This is a genomic window from Gordonia polyisoprenivorans (assembly GCF_017654315.1).
Lineage (GTDB): Bacteria > Actinomycetota > Actinomycetes > Mycobacteriales > Mycobacteriaceae > Gordonia > Gordonia polyisoprenivorans_A.
In genome coordinates this window covers 13,603-35,008 of the sequence record NZ_CP072203.1, presented here as the reverse complement: position 1 = coordinate 35,008, position 21,406 = coordinate 13,603, and the positions used below count along the sequence as shown (strand labels likewise).

Annotated in this window: 17 protein-coding genes; 9 read left to right on the top strand and 8 right to left on the bottom strand. The window is 66.5% G+C overall.

The features are described from left to right. Positions 1-84 precede the first annotated feature (84 nt). The 3 genes from dnaJ to J6U32_RS00160 all read left to right on the top strand — a co-directional run bounded on the left by dnaJ (position 85) and on the right by J6U32_RS00160 (position 3,085). Positions 85-1,296, top strand: a complete 1,212-nt coding sequence (dnaJ, locus tag J6U32_RS00170) for a molecular chaperone DnaJ (RefSeq protein ID WP_208793021.1) — start codon at positions 85-87, stop codon at positions 1,294-1,296. Positions 1,297-1,380: 84 nt separating this feature from the next. Then, complete coding sequence (locus tag J6U32_RS00165; protein ID WP_026919821.1) at positions 1,381-1,758, top strand: heat shock protein transcriptional repressor HspR; 378 nt, start codon at positions 1,381-1,383, stop codon at positions 1,756-1,758. Positions 1,759-1,915: 157 nt separating this feature from the next. Next, a complete protein-coding gene (locus J6U32_RS00160; RefSeq protein WP_208793020.1) occupies positions 1,916-3,085 on the top strand; it encodes a hypothetical protein in 1,170 nt (389 codons plus the stop codon). A gap of 26 nt (positions 3,086-3,111) precedes the next feature. Here the strand turns inward: J6U32_RS00160 and J6U32_RS00155 are convergent, their stop codons facing one another. Further along, positions 3,112-4,263 (bottom strand): FAD-binding oxidoreductase, encoded by a 1,152-nt coding sequence (locus tag J6U32_RS00155; RefSeq protein ID WP_208793019.1) that lies wholly within the window; start codon positions 4,261-4,263, stop codon positions 3,112-3,114. Between the two features lie 206 nt (positions 4,264-4,469). On the opposite strand from J6U32_RS00155, the gene J6U32_RS00150 reads away from it, so the two are divergent. After that, entirely contained in the window at positions 4,470-5,603 is a 1,134-nt protein-coding gene (locus J6U32_RS00150; RefSeq protein ID WP_208793018.1) for an amidohydrolase family protein, read from the top strand. A 41-nt stretch (positions 5,604-5,644) separates the two neighbouring features. On the opposite strand, the gene J6U32_RS00145 is transcribed toward J6U32_RS00150, so the two are convergent. The 3 genes from J6U32_RS00145 to J6U32_RS00135 form a co-directional block, all read right to left on the bottom strand. Beyond that, positions 5,645-7,144, bottom strand: a complete 1,500-nt coding sequence (locus J6U32_RS00145) for an amino acid permease (RefSeq protein WP_208793017.1) — start codon at positions 7,142-7,144, stop codon at positions 5,645-5,647. 275 nt (positions 7,145-7,419) lie between these two features. Continuing rightward, on the bottom strand, positions 7,420-8,334 hold the full coding sequence (locus J6U32_RS00140; protein ID WP_208793016.1) for a serine/threonine-protein kinase: 915 nt from the start codon (positions 8,332-8,334) through the stop codon (positions 7,420-7,422). A 28-nt stretch (positions 8,335-8,362) separates the two neighbouring features. Next, complete coding sequence (locus J6U32_RS00135) at positions 8,363-8,791, bottom strand: nitroreductase family deazaflavin-dependent oxidoreductase (protein ID WP_208793015.1); 429 nt, start codon at positions 8,789-8,791, stop codon at positions 8,363-8,365. A 127-nt stretch (positions 8,792-8,918) separates the two neighbouring features. Here J6U32_RS00135 and J6U32_RS00130 point away from each other — a divergent pair, with 127 nt between their 5' ends. Continuing rightward, positions 8,919-10,313, top strand: a complete 1,395-nt coding sequence (locus J6U32_RS00130; RefSeq protein ID WP_208793014.1) for an FAD-binding oxidoreductase — start codon at positions 8,919-8,921, stop codon at positions 10,311-10,313. A 714-nt stretch (positions 10,314-11,027) separates the two neighbouring features. On the opposite strand, the gene J6U32_RS00125 is transcribed toward J6U32_RS00130, so the two are convergent. Next, entirely contained in the window at positions 11,028-13,424 is a 2,397-nt protein-coding gene (locus tag J6U32_RS00125) for an acetyl-CoA acetyltransferase (RefSeq protein ID WP_208793013.1), read from the bottom strand. 410 nt (positions 13,425-13,834) lie between these two features. On the opposite strand from J6U32_RS00125, the gene J6U32_RS00120 reads away from it, so the two are divergent. Then, the gene (locus J6U32_RS00120) at positions 13,835-14,725 is read left to right on the top strand and encodes a LysR family transcriptional regulator (RefSeq protein ID WP_014361736.1); all 891 of its coding nucleotides are present in this window, start codon (positions 13,835-13,837) and stop codon (positions 14,723-14,725) included. On the opposite strand, the gene J6U32_RS00115 is transcribed toward J6U32_RS00120, so the two are convergent. The 3 genes from J6U32_RS00115 to J6U32_RS00105 form a co-directional block, all read right to left on the bottom strand. After that, positions 14,706-16,409, bottom strand: a complete 1,704-nt coding sequence (locus J6U32_RS00115; RefSeq protein WP_208793012.1) for an acyl-CoA dehydrogenase family protein — start codon at positions 16,407-16,409, stop codon at positions 14,706-14,708. The two genes, J6U32_RS00120 and J6U32_RS00115, sit on opposite strands and share 20 nt — an antisense overlap. After that, the gene (locus tag J6U32_RS00110) at positions 16,406-17,050 is read right to left on the bottom strand and encodes a TetR/AcrR family transcriptional regulator C-terminal domain-containing protein (protein WP_208793011.1); all 645 of its coding nucleotides are present in this window, start codon (positions 17,048-17,050) and stop codon (positions 16,406-16,408) included. The genes J6U32_RS00115 and J6U32_RS00110 overlap by 4 nt, the downstream gene beginning before the upstream one ends. A 136-nt stretch (positions 17,051-17,186) precedes the next feature. Next, positions 17,187-17,810 carry a TetR/AcrR family transcriptional regulator gene (locus J6U32_RS00105; protein WP_208793010.1) on the bottom strand — a complete coding sequence of 208 codons (624 nt, stop codon included), beginning with the start codon at positions 17,808-17,810 and terminating at the stop codon, positions 17,187-17,189. A 185-nt stretch (positions 17,811-17,995) separates the two neighbouring features. Between J6U32_RS00105 and J6U32_RS00100 the strand changes: the two genes are divergently transcribed. Genes J6U32_RS00100 through J6U32_RS00090 form a run of 3 tightly spaced genes read left to right on the top strand, consistent with a single transcriptional unit; the run spans position 17,996 to position 21,363 of the window. Continuing rightward, complete coding sequence (locus tag J6U32_RS00100; RefSeq protein WP_208793009.1) at positions 17,996-18,799, top strand: SDR family NAD(P)-dependent oxidoreductase; 804 nt, start codon at positions 17,996-17,998, stop codon at positions 18,797-18,799. Positions 18,800-18,803: 4 nt separating this feature from the next. Continuing rightward, a complete protein-coding gene (locus J6U32_RS00095; protein WP_208793008.1) occupies positions 18,804-20,336 on the top strand; it encodes an acyl-CoA synthetase in 1,533 nt (510 codons plus the stop codon). A gap of 34 nt (positions 20,337-20,370) precedes the next feature. Then, a complete protein-coding gene (locus J6U32_RS00090) occupies positions 20,371-21,363 on the top strand; it encodes an LLM class flavin-dependent oxidoreductase (protein WP_208793007.1) in 993 nt (330 codons plus the stop codon). The last annotated feature ends 43 nt before the right edge of the window (positions 21,364-21,406 follow it).

Here is a 21,406-nt window from a genome sequence, read left to right as displayed (position 1 = left end):
CGGACGCCCACGCGGCGTCGCGCATCGCCGGATATCGGAACATACTTCATCCAGACATGTTCATTGAGAAGGAGGTGACGTCTGGTGGCTCCGCAACGAGAATGGCTCGAGCGTGACTTCTACAAGGACCTGGGCGTTGCTTCTGATGCTTCGTCTGAAGAGATCAAGAAGGCTTACCGCAAGCTCGCCCGTGAGCTGCATCCGGACGCCAATCCGGGTGACACGCAAGCCGAAGAACGCTTCAAGCGGGTGTCCGAAGCCCACAGCGTGCTCGCCGACCCGGACAAGCGCAAAGAATACGACGAGACTCGAGCGATGTTCGCCGGCGGACGATTCCGCGGCGGCGGCAACGGTTTTCCCGGTGGCTTCCCCGGCGCCGGCGGCGGCACCCGCTACTCGACCGAGACCGGTGCCGATTTCAACATCGGCGACCTGTTCGGTGGTGGCGGTGCCGGCGAGGGCGCCGGCGGTTTCGGCGACCTCTTCGAGGGCTTGTTCAACCGCGGCGGTTCGGGCGGCACGCGCACCTCGACCGCGACCCGGCCGCGTCGCGGCAACGACCTCGAGACCGAGACCACGTTGTCGTTCAAAGACGCGGCGTTGGGTACGACCGTCCCACTCCGGGTGACCAGCCCGGCGCCGTGCACCACCTGTCACGGCAGTGGCGCCAAGCCCGGCACCAGCCCGCGAGTGTGCCCGAACTGCAACGGATCCGGCTTCGTCAGCCGCAACCAGGGGGCGTTCGGATTCAGTGAGCCGTGCCAGGACTGTCAAGGCACCGGCTCCCGCATCGACGACCCCTGCACCGACTGCGACGGCAGCGGCGTCAAGGTGCGCTCGCGCACCATCAACGTCCGCATCCCCTCCGGCGTCGAGGACGGCCAGCGCATCCGGCTGGCCGGACAAGGCGAAGCCGGACGCCGGGGCGCGCCGTCGGGTGACCTGTACGTCGTGGTCCACGTGACCCCCGACAAGGTATTCACCCGCAGCGGTCACGACCTGCGCGTCCAACTGCCGGTGAGCATCTCCGAACTGGTGCTCGGCTCGACGGTCTCGGTGCCGACCCTCGACGGATCGGTCGGGGTGAAGATCCCGCCGAACACCAGCGACGGCCGCACCCTTCGGGTCCGTGGCCGCGGCGTGCCCAAGCGCGCCGGCGGTGCCGGAGACCTGCTCGTCACCGTCAAGGTCGAGGTGCCCCGCAAACTCGACGACGCCGCGGTGGAGGCCATGCGCGCCTACGCCGAGGCCGAGAAGTCCAGCGGTTTCGATCCTCGGGCGGGTTGGGGGCGATGAACCATGGCAGAACGCAAGAATCGTGGGCGGCCCGGCGCTGAAGGCACCGGGCCGGCCGGCGGTTTCGAGGGATTCGAGGGCGAGATGAGCGCAACCGCCACCTTCATGATCTCGGTGGCCGCCGAGCTCGCCGGAATGCACGCGCAGACCCTGCGCACCTACGACCGGCTCGGGCTGGTGACCCCGCAACGCACCAGCGGCGGTGGGCGCCGTTACTCCTCGCACGACGTCGAGGTGCTGCGCGAGATCCAGCGGCTTTCGCAGGAAGAGGGCGTGAACCTCGCGGGCATCAAACGCATCATCGAGCTCACCAACCAGGTCGACGCGCTCCAACAGCGGGTGCACGAGCTCCAACGCGAGGTCGACGCACACCGCGCCCGCCGCGGCGGCGAATTGGTCCCCGTCCCGCGGACCAATGCGCTCGTCGTCTGGCAGCCCCGGCGCCGACGCACCGAAGAGTGACCCCTGCAGTGTGACCCCCTGCAGTGTGACCATCCGAGTAACGATTCACTGATCTCCGACGACAGCGATCGGTAAGCGGCCTGTGGGCCGCGCACCGATCGCGCGTTAGTCTGTGGCGGCGTGTCATCCGAGGTCGGTGACCTGACAAGGGAGGCGAATGGTGAGCGAGTCACCCGAGATCTCCATCGCCGAACCCGCAGTGCTCGGGGTCTCGGTGGTGGGCGACGAGATCGCGACCGTCGTCCGCGACGCCACCGGTGAGATCGTCGCCAGCAATCACGTCGAGCTCGCCGACGAGTCACCGAATGCGGCGCTCGACGCTCTGCGCGAACTCGCCGACTCCGCTCCCTTCGCGATCGACCACATCGTCCTCACCTGCGCCCGCCCCGACGTACGAGCACACCTCGAGTTCTCGATGAACGCACCCGACGCACCCGAGTGGCCATCGGCGGTGAGCTTCGTCGACCTCCCGCACGCCCTGGCCCAGGTTGCGCACCGCGACGCCACCGGCGATGTCGCCGCGGTCGTCCTCGACCGGTCCGGCGCCCTGGCCTCCGGCGCCTCGATCGCCCTCGTCAACGCCGAGCACTCGTCGGTACACGCCTCCGCCGCCGTCGCCGCGCCCCAGTCGGTGCCGCTGACCGATCCACAAGGCGCCGACGGCCTCGTGGCGCATCTGAACTCTCTGACGCGCGGAGCGGGTGCGACTCGCGTGGTCGCGGCCGGTTCCGGCGCACAACTGCCCGACGCCGTGCGTGCCATCGAGACGGCGACCGGCACACCGGTGACCGTCGCCGCCGCACCCGTGTTCGCGCTGGCCCAGGGCGTCACCGAGGTGATCGCCGCCGACACCCGCGCGATCCCGGTCGCCACGGCCGCCGTCGGACCGGCCGCAGCGGCATCGGTCGGGACAGCCGCCGCGGCACCGAACACGGCGATCGGCGGGGTGGGCCTGCGCTGGTGGATCATCGGCGGCGCCGCCGGGCTCGCCGCGTTGCTGTGTGTGGTCGCGCTCGTGGCGCTGTTCACCGGCAAGGACGACTCGGGCACGCCCGCCGCGGTCACCTCGACCGTCACGGTGCCCGGCCCGACCAGCGAGGTCACCGTCACCCGCACCGGCCAGCCCGACACCCAGACGGTCGTCGACCAGCAGACCGTCACCAGTACCGTCACGCGACCACCGGTCACCAGTACGGCCACTCAAACCGTCACCTCAACGGCGACAGCGACGGCCACGGTCACCGATCAGGAGACCGTCACCTCGGTGGTCACCACTACCGTCACCGCGCCGCAACTGGGCCCCGGCAACCCGGGTGCGGGCGGGTAGCCGCCGCAGCAGCGTCGAGACACGCCCTAGAACATGGGGTCGTGCTGGATGAGGCTGGCCCGCACCCCGGCGATGATCAGCCCGCGCCGGGTGTTCTCCACCATCATCGGTGAGCCGGTGATCAGGGTCTGCCGGTCGTCCCAGGTACCCGAAGCGCCGACGACGTCGACAAGCCGACCAATGCGGTGTTCGATACCGAGCTCGGCGGGCCGGACCGGGTCGTCGAGCCACCACGGATCGGTCCGCTCCTCCGACACCGCGGTGATCGTGAGCCACGGATTGGTCGCCGCGATCTGACGCAACACCGGTAGGTCGTACAGCTCACCGGGATACCGCGCCCCGTAGTAGACCTGCGTGGGCGGAGAGGTCGCCAGCGCCGACATCTCGATGAGCAAGGCGCGTAGTGGCGCGAGACCGGTACCGCCGGCCACCATCAGCACCTCACGGTCGCCGTCGATGTGCAGCGTGCCGTGCGACTGACCGAACGTCCACACGTCGCCGGGCTGGGTCTGACCGACGATCGCCGGACTGACCGTGCCACCGGGTACCGCGCGCACGTGGAACTCCAACTCGCCGTGCGGGTTGGGCGGAATCGCCGGGGAGAGGTTCCGCCACACCTTCGGCCATTGGGGGATCTGGGCCTCGAGGTATTGGCCCGTGTTGAATCGCAATGGCGTGTCGGCGACGAGTCGTACCACCGCCAGACCGCGGCTGATGCGGAACTTCTCCACCACGCGGGCGGTCCAGGTCGCCGGCCCCGACGCGGTCTGCGCCGCTCCGCGCATCACACCGGTGACGAGCATCATCGCCTGCCCGACGGTCCGCTGGGCCTCGTCGTCCCACTGATCGCCGAGCGTGACCGCGAACTCACCCATCAACGCCCGGAAGATCGCCTGATAGTGCTCGGGCTGTACCCCGTACTTGCGATGGTCGCGCCCGAGTTGCGCCAGGAACTCCACGAGTTCGGCCTGTCCGTCGGGGCTCGGGATGACGTCGAGCACGTGGTCGACGACGTGGTAAAACGCCTCGCGCTGCTGCGACATCATCGCGCCGAACAGTTCGCGCAGGTCGGGGTCGATGGCGAACAGGCGCGTGTAGATGTTGCCGGCGAAGCGATCGGGATCGCGGGCGATCAGGTCGCGGAGTTGATGCAGCACATGGCGGGAATGACTCGCCATTGCGCACACCTCCCACCGATCACTGGTCACCGATCACCGGTCAACCGACAACATCTCCATTCTGCCCTGCGTCACCGACAGTTCGGTTCACCCGCAGGCCGTCGCCGTGGCGCAGCCGACCCACCGATGGCGACGACCGGCAATTCTTTTCGTCCGTCGAACGCATGAGATGCGTCAACAAACTATGGCAATCTCGAATGGTGACAATGTTGGCCGGAACGATATCGGGGATCGTCGACGCCCACGTCCAACAATGGAATCCGCGTCGGACACCGTGGTCGCGCAATCCCCTCGCGCGTGGATACCGATTTGTCCCCAAAGTGGGGGACAGGCTTTTTTCGGTCGCCGTTCCCCAAGCCGAGCGCGATTATGTGTTGACACCGCACATCATCGGCCGTCCGTACGAGCCGCGACACTACGGCGCCGACATCGCGCCGGTGGCGCAAGTGGTCGGGGTGGGTATCGAGTCGGTGGTGGTGTCCGAATCGTACTGGCGCCTCGGCGATGTCGAGGAGCCCGACGCGAGCCGGCAGGCCGTCGACGAGATCGACTACTTGCAGGGACTGCCATTCGGGGTCGGCGTGGCCCCGACGCTCGGTGCGGTGATGATGCGTGCCGACCCGCGGGCCGAGGGCTTCGAGGCGCGCCTGGACGCGCAACGCGCGCTCAGCGATCGGGTGCGCGGTATCGAGGTCGCTGCGACGCGCCATCCGGACCCGAAGGTCCGATCGGCCGGGCCGGTCGACGGCGTGCTCGCATCGGCGGAGTTCCTCTCCGGCGTCGAGAAGGTCGCCGCCCGCGGGCTCGCCGTCGAGGTCTTCGTCTACTCCCACCAGCTCTACGACGTGATCACCCTCGCCCGAGAATTCCCGGACACCACCGTCATCGTCGACCATTTAGGTTGTCCGGTAGGCGCTTTCGGCCCCGTCGGGCTGCGCACCGGGACCACCGCGGCGGCCCGCGCCGACATTCTGCGCCTGTGGCGCGAGCGCATGACCTCGATTGCCGCCGAACGCAATGTGGTGGTCAAACTTTCCGGGCTGGCCATGCCGGTTCTCGGCTACGGCCGTGAGCCGTGGGGCAACATCGGTGCCCGCGAGACCCTGACACAGATGGTCGGCCCGCTGGTCCAGCACGTCGTCGGTCACTTCGGTGCGAGCCGGGTCATGTTCGGCTCCAACTTCCCGATCGACAAACCGAATGCATCGATCGACACCGTCATCGCGAGCCTGACCGAGATCCTCGAACCCTGGGGAGACAACGTGCTGGGCAACGTCTTTCGTAACACCGCGCGCCGCGTGTACGGCATCACCGCGCCGGAACGCACGCGCGCGAAGTGAGGTCTGCCGCTCCGGCACCCCTCACCCCGCGCGGCGGTCCGTTAGTCCCGATCCTTCGCCTCGGTCTCGCCAGGGCCTTCGGGCACCGGCGGTTGCGGCAGCACCGGGTACTCGCCGGTGTAGCCCTGGCGTTGCCTTGAGATCTCCAACACCTTGCCGCGGCAGGCGAACCAACCGCCGGTCAGCAATGGGATACCCACGATGATGGCGATGAGATTCCAGTAGTTGTCCCAGCACATCAACACCACGACGGCCGCGAGGAACAGCAGCGTCAGGTAACTGGTGTACGGCGTGCCCGGCAGCCGGAAGGCCGGCCGCGTGAGAATGCCCTTCTGCTCCCATCGATACAGCTGGATCTGGCAGGCGACGATCATGCCCCAGGTCGAGATGATGCCCAGCGCCGAGAGATCCAGGGCGATGTTGAAGGCCTCGGCCGGGACGAACAGGTTGAGTACGACGCCGAGCAGGGTCAGTGCACCGGTCAGCGCGATGCCGCCGAAGGGCACGCCGTTGCGGTTCATCTTGGCCGTGAACGCCGGGCCGCTGCCGTTCATCGCCATCGACCGCAGGGTGCGGCCGGTGGAGTAGAGACCGGCGTTGAGGCTCGACAGCGCCGCGGTGAGGACGACGAGGTTCATGATGCCGCCCGCGGCGGGGACGCCGATCTTGGAGAAGAACGTGACGAACGGACTCTCGCCGGCTTTGTAGGTGGTGTAGGGCAGCAGCAGTGCCAGCACCACCAGCGATCCGACGTAGAACACGGCGATGCGCACGATGACCGAGTTGATGGCGCGCGGCATGACCTTGGCCGGTTCGGCGGTCTCACCGGCGGCGGTACCCACCAATTCGACTGCGGCGTAAGCAAAGATGACGCCGGAGGTGACGATCACCAGTGAGAACATGCCGGTCGGGAACATGCCACCGTTGTCGGAGATCACACTGAATCCGGTGGCGGCGCCTTCGATGTCGAAGCGTCCGCCGAGGAAGATGATGCCGACGACGAGGAAGGTGACCAGTGCGGCGACCTTGATGATCGACGCCCAGAACTCCATCTCGCCGAACAGTTTCACCGAGATGATGTTCATCGCCATCACGATGCACAGGGCGACCAATGCGATCAGCCACTGGGGGATCGCTTCGAACATGCCCCAGTAGTGGACGTAGAGCGCGATCGCGGTGACGTCGACGATGGCGGTGGCCGCCCAGTTGAAGAAGTAGAGCCAACCGGTGACGAAAGCCGTTTTCTCACCGAAGAACTCACGCGCGTAAGAGACGAAAGACCCGGATGACGGGCGATGGAGCACCAGCTCGCCGAGGGCGCGCAGGATGAAGAACACGAACACGCCGCAGACGGCGTAGGTGATGAACAGGCCCGGGCCCGCATCGTGGAGTCGGCTGCCGGCACCCATGAACAGGCCGGTGCCGATCGCGCCGCCGATGGCGATCATCTGGATCTGCCGCGGCTTCAGACTCTTCTGATAGCCCTCGTCCTCATGGGTGAGAGCGGAATTGTCGTACGAGGTCGATGATTCGGCTGTCAATGGTTCCCCTAGGTGTGGGTCGACAGGTGGTGGGTCGACCGCCGTCGTCGGCCGCGAGCGGGTTGCACTGCGGCACATGTGTGATGGACGGAAACCTAAGTTAGGGAGCGGTTGTGACATGAATGGGAGGTCCATGTAAACAGATTCGCGATTCGCCGACCCGAACATCGGACCACTGGGCACGAAAAGAACTGCCCCGAAAGGTATGTGGGCCGAATGTCCGATTTAACATGACGGCCGGGTGTGGTCGGCGTCACTCCGACGAGGGGCGCCGATCAGCCCGGATATCCGCGCACGCGGCGCCGCCGTCGCGGATTGTGTGCCGGTACCGGCACGTCACGCAGGGCGCGGGTGATGATGTCGACGAACTCGGTGCACGTCTGGTAGCGCTCCTCGGGCTTTTTGGCGAGCGCCTTGGCGAACACCGAATTCAGCGCCGACGGAAGCCAATCGCGGCGCCGGGTGAGCTTCGGCGGCTCGTCACGCAGGTGGGCATAGGTGATGGCGAACGGCGTGGACCGTGGGAACGGCGGCAGCCCGGTGAACAACTCCACCAGCGAGCACGCGAACGAATACACGTCTGTGGCGGGAGAGAGTTGTTGTGCCTGAAGCAGTTCGGGGGCGGCGTAGGCGATGGACCCCTGGACCCGTCCGTTGCGGGCCAGGGGTCGGGTGTCGTCGAGGAGTCGCGCGATACCGAAGTCGCTGAGCACGGCATCGGTGTCGTCGGAGGTGGACGTCAGCAGGATGTTCGCGGGTTTGACGTCCCGATGCAGGATCTCGCGGGAGTGTGCGTAGTCCAGGGCGTCACCGATCTGCTCTGCCACGCGTAGTACCGCGGGCACCCGCGGCTGTTGATCCTCACGTGGGATCAGCGACATCGCCGACGGCCCGGCGACGTACTGCATCGCCAGCCAGAGCTGCGTCCGCGGCGGCGACGAATCGACGAGCATCTCACCGCGCGAGACCATGGCCACGATGTGCGGATGGTCGAGGAGCGACGCGATCGCGAACTCTCGCTCGAAGCGTTCTCGCGCCCGGCCGGTGTCGCCGTCATCTGCGTGGAGAACCTTCAGTGCGAGCGACGTCGACTCGCCGGTGCGGTGCACCCGGTAGACGTCGGCGCTGCTGCCGTGACCCACGACGGCGTCGACCACAAAACCCGCGACCGTCTCGCCAACCCCGAACATCTCGCCAGGATATCGGCTTACGCCGAAATCACTTCTTGGGCGTCAGGCGAAAGATCGGGAAGACGCGCCCCTCGGCGGTTTCGGTGTATTTCAGGAATTGCTCCGACGCCGCGACGAAACCCTGCCACGCCTGTTCGCGCTGGGGCGGATCGAGTTCGGTGGCAGTCGCCGGATGCTTTTCGATCCCGGATTTCTCGCCGGCGTATTCGATGGTGATCTCCGGATTCTTGCGCAGATTGCGCACCCACGCCGGATCCTTCGGAGAGCCGGCCGCGCTCCCGACGATGAAGCGACCTCCGGCGCCGTCGGGCAGCGACATCAGCGGCGTCACCCGCTCCGCTCCAGACTTGGCGCCGATGGAGTGGACGAGGACGAGGTGACGGCCGAAGCCCATGGTGGTGACGGTGCCGTCGTTGGCGTGGAACTCGTCGATGATGGTCTTGTTGAAATCGGTCATCACTCCATAGTGCGTGAGGGTGCTGGTGGATTGTGGATGTTGGCCAAACGTTCACCGCCGCGGCGTCGCCGGTGCGGGTCTCAGGAAGGGACACCGGGCACCCGGCGGCCACGCCTACGCTGAACCCATGAGCAGTGTGCCCACGAGTACCGAGACCGCCGGCGTGGATCTCGCCGATCTGCGCGCCGACCTCCCCGACCAGATGGTCGTCACCGACCCCGACATCCTTGCCGGGTATCGGCAGGACAGGGCCTTCGACCCCACGGCCGGTACGCCGCTCGCACTCATCCGCCCGACGACCACCGAACACGCCCAGACGGTGGTCCGCTGGTGCGCCGCTCATCGGGTCCCCATCGTCACCCGAGGTGCGGGCACCAGCCTTTCCGGTGGTTCGACGGCCGTCGACGGCGCGGTGATGCTCTCGACGGAGAAGATGCGCGAGATGAGCATCGACACCGCCACCCGGACCGCGGTGGTGCAGCCGGGGCTGTTCAATGCCGAGGTGAAGGCTGCTGCCGCGGCACACGATCTCTGGTATCCGCCGGACCCGTCGTCATTCGAGATCTGCTCGATCGGTGGCAACGTGGCCACCAACGCCGGCGGACTGTGCTGCGTCAAGTACGGCGTCACCACCGACTACGTGCTCGGCATGCAGGTGGTGCTCGCCGACGGCCGCGCGATCCGCCTCGGCGGCAAGCAACTCAAGGATTCGGCCGGGTTGTCGCTGACCAAACTGTTCGTCGGCAGCGAGGGGCTCCTCGGGATCATCACCGAGGTCACCTTGCGGTTGCTGCCACCGCAGGCGTCGGCGTGCACGGTGGTCGGTTCCTTCGCGTCGGTGCATTCGGCGAGCGAGGCGGTTCTCGCGATCACCGCCAGGATTCGGCCGGCGATGCTCGAGTTCATGGACAAGGTCTCGATCAACGCCGTCGAGGACATGCTGCGGATGGGCCTCGACCGGGACGCGGGAGCACTGCTCGTCGCTCAGTCCGACGCGCCGGGCCCCGCCGGTGTGGCCGAGGTCGAGATCATCCGCGAGGCCTTCGAGTCCTGCGGTGCGTCCGAGGTCTTCGACACCGCCGACGCCGCCGAAGGGGAGGCGTTCACCGCTGCCCGACGCGCCGCCATCCCCGCGGTGGAGAAACTCGGTTCGCTGCTGCTCGAAGACGTCGGGGTGCCGCTACCGGCATTGCCCGCACTGATCGACGGGGTCGGCAAGATCGCGAACGACAACGCGGTGATGATCTCGGTGATCGCCCACGCCGGAGACGGCAATACCCATCCACTCATCGTGTTCGATCCCGATGACGCCGACGAACACGACCGCGCCCAGAAGGCGTTCGGCCAGGTTATGGACCTCGCGATCTCGTTGGGCGGCACCATCACCGGTGAACACGGCGTCGGCCGCCTGAAGAAGGGCTGGCTGCCCGATCAGGTCGGCCCCGACGTCATGGAGCTGACCGCCGCCATCAAGGCCACCCTCGATCCCGACGGCCTGCTGAATCCCGGTGTGATCCTCTGACCCACCCCGCCGGTGGCCGGCCCCCTCCTCCACTGGTGTGCCGCCGCCCGCCAGCGACAGCTTCTCCCGCTGGGGTGCTTCCACCCGGCGGCGGCCATTCCTCCCGCTGGTCGAGGTGTGAGGAGCGTTAGCGACGAGCCTCGAGACCTCTTGTGCCGGTGCTGGTTCCGTGTCGGCGTTGTCGTGTCGCCGGGTCTCGAGGCCCTCGCCCTGGCGGGCTCGGGCACCTCGACCATCGGCGGGGTGGTGGCCGCCACCCGGTGGTGACGTTTTCTCCCGCTGGTCGAGGTGTGAGGAGCGTTAGCGACGAGCCTCGAGACCTCTTGTGCCGGTGCTGGTTCCGTGTCGGCGTTGTCGTGTCGCCGGGTCTCGAGGCCCTCGCCCTGGCGGGCTCGGGCACCTCGACCATCGGCGGGGTGGTGGCCGCCACCTGGTGGTGACGTTTTCTCCCGCTGGTCGAGGTGTGAGGAGCGTTAGCGACGAGCCTCGAGACCTCTTGTGCCGGTGCTGGTTCCGTGTCGGCGTTGTCGTGTCGCCGGGTCTCGAGGCCCTCGCCCTGGCGGGCTCGGGCACCTCGACCATCGGCGGGGTGGTGGCCGCCACCTGGTGGCGACGTTTTCACCCGCTGGTCGAGGTGTGAGGAGCGTTAGCGACGAGCCTCGAGACCCGTTGAGACACAATATCTTCCGCTCCACCACCCCGAACCCGCAAACCCTACCGCCCCGTCCACCGCGGGGGACGCTTGGTGACGAACGCGCTGATGCCCTCGATGGTGTCCTGACTGATCAGCAGCGAGTCGAGGACCGAGGAGGTCGCCTCGATCGCCTCAACTGGATCGTCGATGGCCTCGGCGTCGGCCATTGCCTGCAACGATGCCCGGACCGACGTCGGCGAGCCGGCCAGGATCTCCTGCGCCACTTGACGTGCGGCCACGAGTACCTGTCTGTGGTCGGCGATGCGGCTGACGAGGCCGATGCGGTAGGCCTCGGCGGTGTCGATGCGGCGGCCGGTGAGGATCATGTCGCGGGCCAGTGCCGGGCTGATCGCGCGCGGTAACCGCACGAGTCCGCCCGCGGCGGCTGCCAGGCCCACCTTCACCTCGGGCAGACCGAAACTAGCCTTCTCGTCGGCGACGATGACGTGACACGCGAGGGCGATCTCGAGGCCACCGCCGAGGGCCACGCCGTTGACGGCGGCGATCACCGGCTTGGGTAGTTCCCGGCGCGAGGTGAGTCCGCCGAAGCCGTTCTTCGGGACCGTGAGCATCGCGTCACCGGCCATGTGCGCCAGATCATTTCCGGCGGAGAAGGCCTTGTCGCCCGCACCGGTGAGGATTGCGACCCAGAGGTCGGGGTCGGCGAAGTAGGCGTCGAAGATCTCGTCGAGTTCGGCGTTGGCCGTCGGGTCGAGTGCATTACGCGCCGCCGGCCGGTTGATCGTCACCTCGAGGACACGGCCGTCCCGACGAATGACGACGTTCTCGTACTCCTCCCGAAAGCCGGGCGGTCTGACCGGGAACAACTCGGACATCCGCGCATCGGAAACGGACACGCGGTTGCCGCGGGCGAAGAAACGGACGTAGATCGGTGAACCGATGGGATCATCGCTCCCGGTGAGCAATTCGAGGAGTTCGTCGTCACCCTCGGCGCCGTTGGCAACGAAGCGCGCGCCGCCCGCCAGGCGGCCGACGACGATGGACTTTCGGCGCCCGTTCTTGTCGGCGGGCAACACGGTGAAACTCTCGATGGTCGCGGCGCCGTCGGCATTGCGTCGCTCGTCGACAGACGGTCGGCTGTCGAGTTCTCGTTGGATGCGGGCGTCGTCGCCGGCCCGCCACAGGGTCGGCGTGGTGGCGTAGATGCCCACCGAGTACTTGCTCATCAGCCCGCCGTTGGCGGCAACGAGGCCGAAAGCGCCAGGGCGCGAACGTACTCGGTCGACGACCTCGGCGATGGCGTGCATCGAATAATTGTTGCCGGGGCCGCCGAAGTAGGGCAGTCCGCCGGTGACGGTCAACCCACGCGGATCGTCGGCGCGCAGGCCGAAGGCGTCGCAGATGTTGAACACCGCGATCGGGAAGCAGCTGTAGAGATCGAGGAAGGCGATGTCGTCGAGGGTGAGGCCGGCCATGTCGAGGGCGGTGGTCATCGCGGCGATCGACGCGGGACTCGTCGACAGGTCGACGCGTTCCATCAACGGCCGCTCCCGCAGATCACTGTGCCCGTGTACGAATACCCAACGCGCGGGGTCGATTCCGAGCTCGGTGGCCTTGGCCGCCGACATCACGATGGCTCCGGCCGCCTGATTCACCTGATCGCGCGCGACCAGCAGGCGCGTATACGGTTCGGCCAGCGCGCGATTGGAGTCCGACGCCGTCGCGACTTCCTCGACCGAACGCGCTTCCGGCGACGCCGCATGCGGATTGGCGGCCGCGATCGCCGACATCGGGGCGAACAGTTCGGCCATCGACCGCGCGTAGTCGGCGCGGGACAGTCCCCGATGGTGCCGCCGCGCGTTCTCCAGCAGTGCGTACTGGGTGATCGGCTCGAGGAGTCCATGTCGCGCCTCCTGTACCGAGGTGAGGCCCTTGAGCCCGAATCCGCGGTCCTCGTGATCGCCGGGCACCGTCTCGGAGAAGTCGGGGCGTGCTTCGGCGGGGAGAGACTTGAGCGCGTGCCGAACCGTCGACATCACCTCCGAGCCGAAGATCAGCACAGCGTCTGCATTGCCGTCGGCGATGGACTGCGCGAACTCGTCGACCAGTTTCTGCGGGCTCTGTCCGCCGACCACCTCGGTGACCGCGCGCCGCGGCGTGACCCCGATCCGGCCGGCGACCGCGCGCGGCATGTTGTCCGGACGGCCCAGCGGCGACGACGAGAGCGGACTCGACACCTCGAAGGATCGCACCGCGACGACGGTGTCGACGGCCCGTGCCACGTCGGTGGGTGCGACGCCGGTGTCGTTCAGTGCCGCATCGAGCGCGCAGGCGGCCAGATCGGCCTCACCCAGACCCCGGTAGTCGGCGTCGGTGATGCGCTCGGACGCCTGCCCGACGCCGACGATGACGGGGGTGCGCGGATCGAGGTCGTGCAACTGGGCTTCGTGAGTCATGCGGTGTCCTCCCGGTCACATGAGACATGTGCCGACCATCGTTCCATGTGACGAGGCGTGGCCGCCGATGCGCCTGTGTGCTCGCACGACCAGGAGGATCGGTGGGGAGAGGGGGACCGTACGCCGCGGCAACCCCTCTGTGCCGCGGCGTGCAGGGCCGCGATGTGGACCGCCCCGCGGTAAAGCGCCAGCGTGCGGCTGTTTGTCGACTGCCGGTCGACGACATGGCACCCCCGATGCCACGCCGATCGCGTGCCGGAAATGGTCTCTGTCTCGGAGTCCACCCGAACGCGGTCAACCACTGGGGTATTGACAACAATAGAATGACAAACGACGCTCATCGATATCGGATATGTTGTCTTCCAACAAGGCGACCTTGAGGGTGGGGCGAGAAAGGCGGTAGGCCGGTAATGCGCGATCTCGATCTTCGACGGCTGCGGATGTTCATGGCGGTGGTCGATGCCCCGTCGTTGCGGGTGGCGGCCGAGCGGCTCTACATCTCCCAGCAGGCGCTTTCTGTCGCAATTCGCGAACTCGAGCGGCAACTCGACGTCGAGTTGTTCTCTCGGTCGCGACGAACCCTGACGCCTACGCCCGCCGGGGTTGCGCTCTACGAGGGAGCGATCCCGTTGCTGGCCGGCGGGTCGAATCTCGCGGCCGAGGTCAAGATGATCGACGACAACAAGCCCGACCCGTTCTCCATCGGGCACACCCCGGGGTTGGCGCCGTCGGAGGTCTTCCAGGTCATCGAGGGTGCGGTGTTGGCCGATCCGTCGTTGCTGATCACCGTCAAGCCGCTGTGGCCGGGTGACATCCGCGACGCCATCATGTCCGGCGACGTCGACATGGTGCTCGCCCGCTCGCACACCGCGCCGACCGATCTGGCCGGTGCCATCGCCACTCGGCACGAGCTGCGACTGGCGGTCAACGCCGACAATCCGCTGTCGAAGAATCCGACGTGTGCGATGCGCGATCTCGCCGATCACCCGATTGTGGTGTCCGAACTCGAGGACGACTACAAGAACATGATCGTGTCGTACTGTCGCCGAGCGGGTTTCGAGCCGGAGATCGTCGTGTCGAATCTACGTGGAACTCCGCCGCACATGTCGGTGATCACCCATCCGGATGCGTGTGCGTTCGTCACCAATCAGCCGGGATGGTTGTACCAGAACCAGATTCGCGTCGTTTCGTTCGACGACCCGCCGATGACCCCGGTGATGGCTATGTGGCTGCCGAACACTGCGTCGAGGATCCGGAACGCCATCCTCGACGCGGTCGGGATCACTGACGAGACAGAATGAGCTCCAGGTCGGTGCCGGTGGGTAGGGTGCCGTACTCGAATCCACGGTCGGTGCCGAGTCGCGCGGCGATGAACGCCTCGGCGACTTCAGTCGGTGAGAACCGCACGAGCAGAGATGCTTCCAGCGCCAGCGCCATCGATTCGACGACCCGTCGCGCGTTGCGCTGAGCGGCTGCGGCGTCGAGTCCGGCGAGTTCGCCGAGCTGGTCGCGCAACCGGTCGAGGTGGGTGTCGAGGTCGGCGTGCGCACCGCGCGCCAGATTCACCTCGGCGTCGAAGGCGCCGACCGATTCCGGTTCACGGGTCATGGCGCGCAGCACGTCGAGGGCGATAACGTTGCCCGAACCCTCCCAGACGGCCATCACCGGTTGTTCGCGGTAGCGCATGGCGAGCGGAAAGTCCTCGGTGTATCCGTTGCCGCCCAGGCATTCCAGGGCTTCGTAGGCGTGATGCGGGCCGCGTTTGCAGATCCAGTACTTGGCCACCGCGGTCCCCAGGCGGCGGAAGGCACGTTCGGTGTCAGAGGCATCCTCGTCGTGGGCGCGTGCCAGGCGCATCGCGGTGACCGTGGCCGCCTCGGATTCCAGTGCGAGATCAGCCAATACGGCCGTCATGGCCGGCTGGTCGGCCAGCGTCGCACCGAATGCCGCGCGATGGCGGGCATGCCATACCGCTTCGGCGACGGACTGCCGCATCCCCGCGGCACTGCCCAGCACGCAGTCCAGTCGGGTCTGGGCGACCATCTCGATGATGGTGCGCACTCCGCGGCCCGGCTCGCCGACCATCAGCGCGACGGTGCCGTCGAGTTCGATCTCACTGGACGCGTTGGACTTGTTGCCCAGCTTGTTCTTCAGCCGTTGGATGCGGAAGACGTTGCGGGTTCCGTCTGGCAGGACGCGGGGGAGCAGGAAGCACGACAGTCCCTCACCGCCGCGGCCCTGCGCCTGCGCGAGCACCAGGAACGCATCCGACATCGGCGCCGAGCAGAACCACTTGTGTCCGGTCAGCAGGTACTCCGCACCCGGGCCGCCCGCGCCGACTGGTCGGGCGACGGTGGTGTTGGCGCGGACATCCGATCCGCCCTGCTTCTCGGTCATCGACATCCCGAAGATCGCCGATGACTTGCCGGCGGACAGACCGGGAGAGTAGCTGCGCGACAGTGCTTTCGGTACCCAGGTGGCAGCGACGTCGGGTTGCAGTTCCAGTGACGGGATCACCGCGTGGGTCATCGATACCGGGCATGCATGGCCTGGCTCGATCTGACCGAAGAGCATGAACACTGCGGCCCGGGCGACATGCGAGCCTGCCTGCGGATCGGCCCAGCAACGGGTATGGGCGCCATGGGAAATCGACGCGGAGATGATGCGGTGATACGACGGGTGGTACTCGACCTCGTCGATGCGGTGGCCCCATCGGTCGAAGGTGTGCAGTTCGGGGGTGATGGTGTTGGCCAGATGCGCGTCGTGCTGGAACGTCGCGCTGCCGACCAACGCGCCGACCTCGCGCAGCTCAACGTCGGCCCATCCCGCGTCGTGACGCGCAACCGCTTCTTGCAGAACGGGGTTCAGCTCGTACTCGTTGACGTCGACGCGCGGTGTGGACTGATTGAAGACCGCGTGGGTGAGATGTGGCTGCGGTTGTGCCGTGTCGTTTGGGTTGGTGGTGGTTGCGTTGGTTGAGGTCACGGCGATACCTTTCCGGTTGGGGTTAGCGGCTGGTCGAGCACGCTGTCGGGGATGCCCATATTGGTGAACAGAACGGTGACGGCCTGGGCGGCGGATGTCCCCAATTCGTCTCCGGTGGCGGCATTTTGGACGGTCAGACCGAAGATCGCCGACCAGAAGGCCCGGGCCTCGACGCCGATCTCGGCGCGCAGCCGCCATCCGGTGCGGACCAGGGTGTCGAGGAGCGCGGCCTCGCCGCGGTCGTGCAGGGTGGACAGCGTCTCGGTGATGTGGGGGCGTAGATCGGTGCGACGCGACACCAACAGCATGGCGATGGTGAACAGCTCGACGCTGCGCGACTGCGGGCCGAGGAGAGTCTCGACGAGTATGCGGGTGTAGTCACGGACCGTTGTCGCCGACGCGGCCGCTTGCTCGGCATGCCAACCGGCACGCAGCACCGCCGTACACGCCACCTCGACGAACAACTGCTCCTTGGACCCGAAGTAGTAGGTGACCTGATTGGGAAAGGCGTCGGCCCGGGCGCAGATCTGCGCCACCGACGCGGTCTCCCCGACCTCGGCGAACACCTCGCCGGCCGCACGCAGCAGAGCGGTTCGGGTGGCCTTGCCGGCCTCGCGGCTGCCTCGGCGCGCAGTGGTCACGGGTTCTCCCTGATGTTTGTATGGAAAACAATAAATGGAGGGGGTGAATCCCGCAAGGGCGGATGTGATGAGAGCGGTCGTGGTGATAGCCGCCGCTCCCGTGAGTTCACGTCCGCGACGCCGGACTTGCTCGTCGTTACAGCGCGTCGAATGCCTCGTCGAGAAGCCGGCGTGATTCGAGCGCCTTGACGTCAACGCCATTGAGGAGATCGTCCAGGCCGCGCTGGAAGATGCCATCGAACGTCACATACGCCAACGATTCCGACATTCTCGAAGGTTCGCCGCGCAATTCGCAGTAGCGGTCGATGACGTTCCAGATCATCTGTGCGCGACGGGTTTCGATATCGGCAACCTCCGCCCGCAAGGCAGACTCGAAACGCGTCTGGTTACGGAGGTCGTACCACAGCCGATGCAACGACGATTCCGAGGCGAGCGTGGTGAAGAACATGTCGGTGAAGCCGTGGCGCAACTCTCCGGCCGTCGTCGAGGTGGCAACGGCCTCGTCGTATCGCGTGACGCACATTGCCTCGAAGATCTTCACCGCCTCGGCGATGAGATCGAGCTTGTCCCGGAAGTAGTAGTGCAGAACGCCGTGGGAGTACGGAGAATTCTGCGCGATCTCGCGCAAGCTTGTGCGCGCATATCCCAGCTCCGCAAGGGTCACCAGGGTGGCATTCGCCAACTCACTGCGCCGCGCCTCGAACTTGTCGGCACCACGCACGCCAGAGCGCGACTCCGAACGTGAGGTGGTGGTCGTCATCACCCGATTCTACGGCCCATTGCGCACCCCGTCACGGGAGGGCGCGCAACTTCACCCGGCCTTGACGGTTGTCCAAGAAACTCTTGACACCTGTCAAAGGAACTTCGTACTGTGATCCACATCGCATCGATGCGAACCCGGTCGTCGGCGAACCGGGGCGGGACTTCTCGACGAAAGGCAATGAGATGACGAGCTACGACCTGAGTGGTAGGACTGCCCTTGTCACCGGCGGAGCGCAGGGTTTGGGCGCCGGGATGGCCTCTGCCCTGGCCGTGGCGGGGGCCTCGGTGGCTGTCGCCGATATCAACGCCGACCTGGGACAAGAGAGCGCAGCCGGCCTTCGGGCCGCCGGGGCCAAGGCAGAGTTCGTCCAGCTCGACGTTCGCAGAGAATCCGACTGGGAGGCCGCCATATCCTCGGTCGTGAGTGCTCTCGGCGGCCTCGACATCGTGGTCAACAATGCCGGAATCGAGATCACCGAGTTGCTCGTCGACTTCGACCCCGTCGCCGCATCCGATCTGCTCTCGATCAACGTCCTCGGCACCGCTCTTGGCATCAAACACGCGTTCCGCGCCATGCGCCCAGGCGGACCGGCCGGAGCGGGTGGCGCAGTCATCAACATCGCCTCGGTGGCCGCGACCATCGCCTTCCCCGGCATCTCCCTCTACTCCGCATCGAAGTCCGCCATCGACCGGCTCACCCGCGTCGCGGCCGCCGAGTCGGGCAAGCTCGGCTACGACGTGCGAGTCAACAGCATTTACCCCGGTCTCACGCCAACCGCCATGGGCAACAAGCTTGCCGTGGAGACGGCGGGCCTTGGATTGTTCGAATCCCCCGAGGCCGCCGCCGGCGCGGTCGCCGAGCTCACTCCGCTGGGCCGACTCGGCCAGATCGACGACATGGCGGACGCGGTGGTCTTCCTCGCGTCCGACGCGTCGAAGTTCATCACCGGCGCCGGCCTGCCCGTCGACGGTGGAATGGGCATGTGATCGCGTGAGCCTCGCCTTCTATCTGGACAAGGGTGCATCCCTGGGGCCGGACGCGCCATGCCTGACTTTCCACGGCGAAAGCCGTTCCTACCGTGAAGTGGTCGAGCTGTCCCACTCTGTGGCAAACGCGTTGCGCCACTCAGGAGTTCGCCCGGGAGACAAAGTCGGCATTCTCTCCGCCAACCATCCGACCTCGTTCACGTGCGTCTTCGGCATCGCCCGCGCGGGCGCCGTCTGGTGTCCGATCAATCCGCGTAACGGGGCAGCCGAGAACGCAGAGCTGATCGATCGCTTCGACTGCACCACTCTGATCTACCAACCCTCCTTCGACTCGCTCATCGCCGAGATCGCACCCACCCTCCCGTCACTGGTGAACCTCATCCGACTCGGGGAGAGTAACGGCATCGCAGTCGGTTTCGACGAATGGATCGCCCAGGCGCACGCCGCCGACCCCATCGACGACGAGCCGCCCGACGATGTGGTCGCGCTCGTCGGAACCGGCGGCACCACCGGCCGGCCCAAGGGAGTGATGCTCACGAGCCTCAACGTGCAGACGATGTCGTCGGTGGTGCTGATGCGCTATCCCTTCACCGGCCGCCCTCGCTACCTGGCGCTGGCTCCGCTCACCCACGCCGCCGGCGTACTGTGCTTCCCCATTCTCGCCCTCGGAGGCGAGATCGTCGTGATGGATCAAGCCGACGTCGGCGAGTTCCTGGAATTGATTGCGCAGCATCGGATCACGCATACCTTCCTGCCGCCGACGCTGATCTACATGACGCTCGCCCAGCCCTCGCTCGACGCCACCGATCTCTCGTCACTGCAGTGTTTCTGGTACGGCGCGGCGCCGATCTCGGCCGACCGTCTGGCCGAGGCACTCGACCGGATCGGACCGATGGGGCAGTTATTCGGTCAGTCCGAGGCGCCGATGATGATCTCCACGTTGGCACCCGCCGATCATCGATCGCCCGACGGCAGCATCGATCACACGCGACTCACCTCAGCCGGAAAGCCCTCTCCTCTGGTGACCGTGGCCATTCTCGACGACAAGGGTGTCGCGGTCCCCGACGGTGAGCGCGGCGAAGTCTGCGTACGTGGTCCACTGGTCATGAAGGGGTACTACAACAACCCCGAGGCCACCGCGGAGGCGTCCGAATTCGGCTGGCATCACACCGGCGACATCGGCTTTCTCGACGAGGAGGGCTACCTCTACATCGTCGACCGCGCCAAGGACATGATCATCTCCGGCGGTTTCAACGTCTATTCCGCGGAGGTCGAGCAAGCGCTGATGGCCCACGACGCAGTGCGCGACTGCGCCGTCGTCGGACTGCCCGACGACAAGTGGGGAGAACGCGTCACCGCGGTCATCACCACCGCCGACGGGACCGACCTCGACACCGACGAGGTCATCCGGTTCGTCAAGGAGCGCATCGGAAGTGTGAAGGCGCCCAAGCAGATCGAGATCTGGCAAGACCTGCCCCGATCGACCGTCGGGAAGATCCTCAAGCCCAGCATCCGCACCACGCTCACCGCCCACTGACCCGATACGACTGTCACAAGAGAGAAGACTCATCATGGAACTCGCCCTGTACCTACCCAACTTTCGCGAGCAGATCACCGTCGCCGAACTCGAAGAACTGACCGCTCTCGCCGAGGAACTCGACTTCTCCTCGGTGTGGACGCTCGACCGTGTCATCGTCCCGGAGTCCTCCGATCGAGCGGAGATGGAGTACGCATTCGGAATGATGCACGAGCTCCCCAAGCAGCTACCGGTGTCTTCGCGCGGTCAGTTCCTGCAGGGATTCCCGCTGCTGCCGTGGCTGGCTGCCAAGACCTCCAAGGTCCGGATCGGCATGAGCATCATCGACACCCCGTACCGCGCACCCGGCGTGCTCGCTGCCGAACTGGCCACCATCGATCATCTGAGCAACGGACGCCTCAATGTCGCAGTGGGATCGGGCTGGATGCCCGAGGAGTTCGCAGCCGCCAGCGCCAGTCACATCTTCCCCCGCCGCCATCAGCACCTTCGCGAGACCATCGAGATCCTGCAGGGCATCTGGGCCAACGAGGTCTTCGAGTACCACGGCGAGTTCGCCGACTTCGGTCCGAGCGGATTCGGTGCCAAGCCTCTGCAGGCTCCGCGGCCACCGATGTACTTCAGCGGTCTCAAGGATGCCAAGCGGGCCGCGAAACGAGTCGCCAAGTATGGGCTCGACGGCTGGATCGGCATCCAGGACTCACCGGAGGAGATCGCGCAGTGGCGAGCGGGGATCGCCGGCGAACTCGACGCGCTCGACACCGACCGCACCATCGACGACCTCGACATCGCCACCATGATCTGGACGGTGATCACCGACGTCGACATGGATCAGACCCCGGCAGGCAAGGCGAGCAATCTGCTGGTCGGTTCTGAACGGCAGGTCACCGACATGCTCAAGCACTACCGAGAGGCGGGGCTGACCACCCTACTGCTGTGGCCGCCATTCGCCGACGTACCGACCGCAAAAACCATGGATGACATGAAACGACTCAAGAATGACATCCTGCCCAAGATCGACGCGATGTGATCCACACTCGGAAGCACGGACGTGTCGGCGGCTCGCTGCTCTG

What these genes read in the sequence shown, in the direction of transcription:
- J6U32_RS00140 (WP_208793016.1), bottom strand. Translation starts at nt 8,334, where the DNA reads ATGTTCGGGGTTGGCGAGACGGTCGCGGGTTTTGTGGTCGACGCCGTC.
- J6U32_RS00100 (WP_208793009.1), top strand. Translation starts at nt 17,996, where the DNA reads ATGACGAGCTACGACCTGAGTGGTAGGACTGCCCTTGTCACCGGCGGA.
- J6U32_RS00120 (WP_014361736.1), top strand. Translation starts at nt 13,835, where the DNA reads ATGCGCGATCTCGATCTTCGACGGCTGCGGATGTTCATGGCGGTGGTC.
- J6U32_RS00165 (WP_026919821.1), top strand. Translation starts at nt 1,381, where the DNA reads ATGAGCGCAACCGCCACCTTCATGATCTCGGTGGCCGCCGAGCTCGCC.
- J6U32_RS00135 (WP_208793015.1), bottom strand. Translation starts at nt 8,791, where the DNA reads ATGACCGATTTCAACAAGACCATCATCGACGAGTTCCACGCCAACGAC.
- J6U32_RS00150 (WP_208793018.1), top strand. Translation starts at nt 4,470, where the DNA reads ATGTTGGCCGGAACGATATCGGGGATCGTCGACGCCCACGTCCAACAA.
- J6U32_RS00105 (WP_208793010.1), bottom strand. Translation starts at nt 17,810, where the DNA reads ATGACGACCACCACCTCACGTTCGGAGTCGCGCTCTGGCGTGCGTGGT.
- J6U32_RS00155 (WP_208793019.1), bottom strand. Translation starts at nt 4,263, where the DNA reads ATGGCGAGTCATTCCCGCCATGTGCTGCATCAACTCCGCGACCTGATC.
- J6U32_RS00090 (WP_208793007.1), top strand. Translation starts at nt 20,371, where the DNA reads ATGGAACTCGCCCTGTACCTACCCAACTTTCGCGAGCAGATCACCGTC.
- J6U32_RS00130 (WP_208793014.1), top strand. Translation starts at nt 8,919, where the DNA reads ATGAGCAGTGTGCCCACGAGTACCGAGACCGCCGGCGTGGATCTCGCC.
- J6U32_RS00125 (WP_208793013.1), bottom strand. Translation starts at nt 13,424, where the DNA reads ATGACTCACGAAGCCCAGTTGCACGACCTCGATCCGCGCACCCCCGTC.
- J6U32_RS00160 (WP_208793020.1), top strand. Translation starts at nt 1,916, where the DNA reads ATGGTGAGCGAGTCACCCGAGATCTCCATCGCCGAACCCGCAGTGCTC.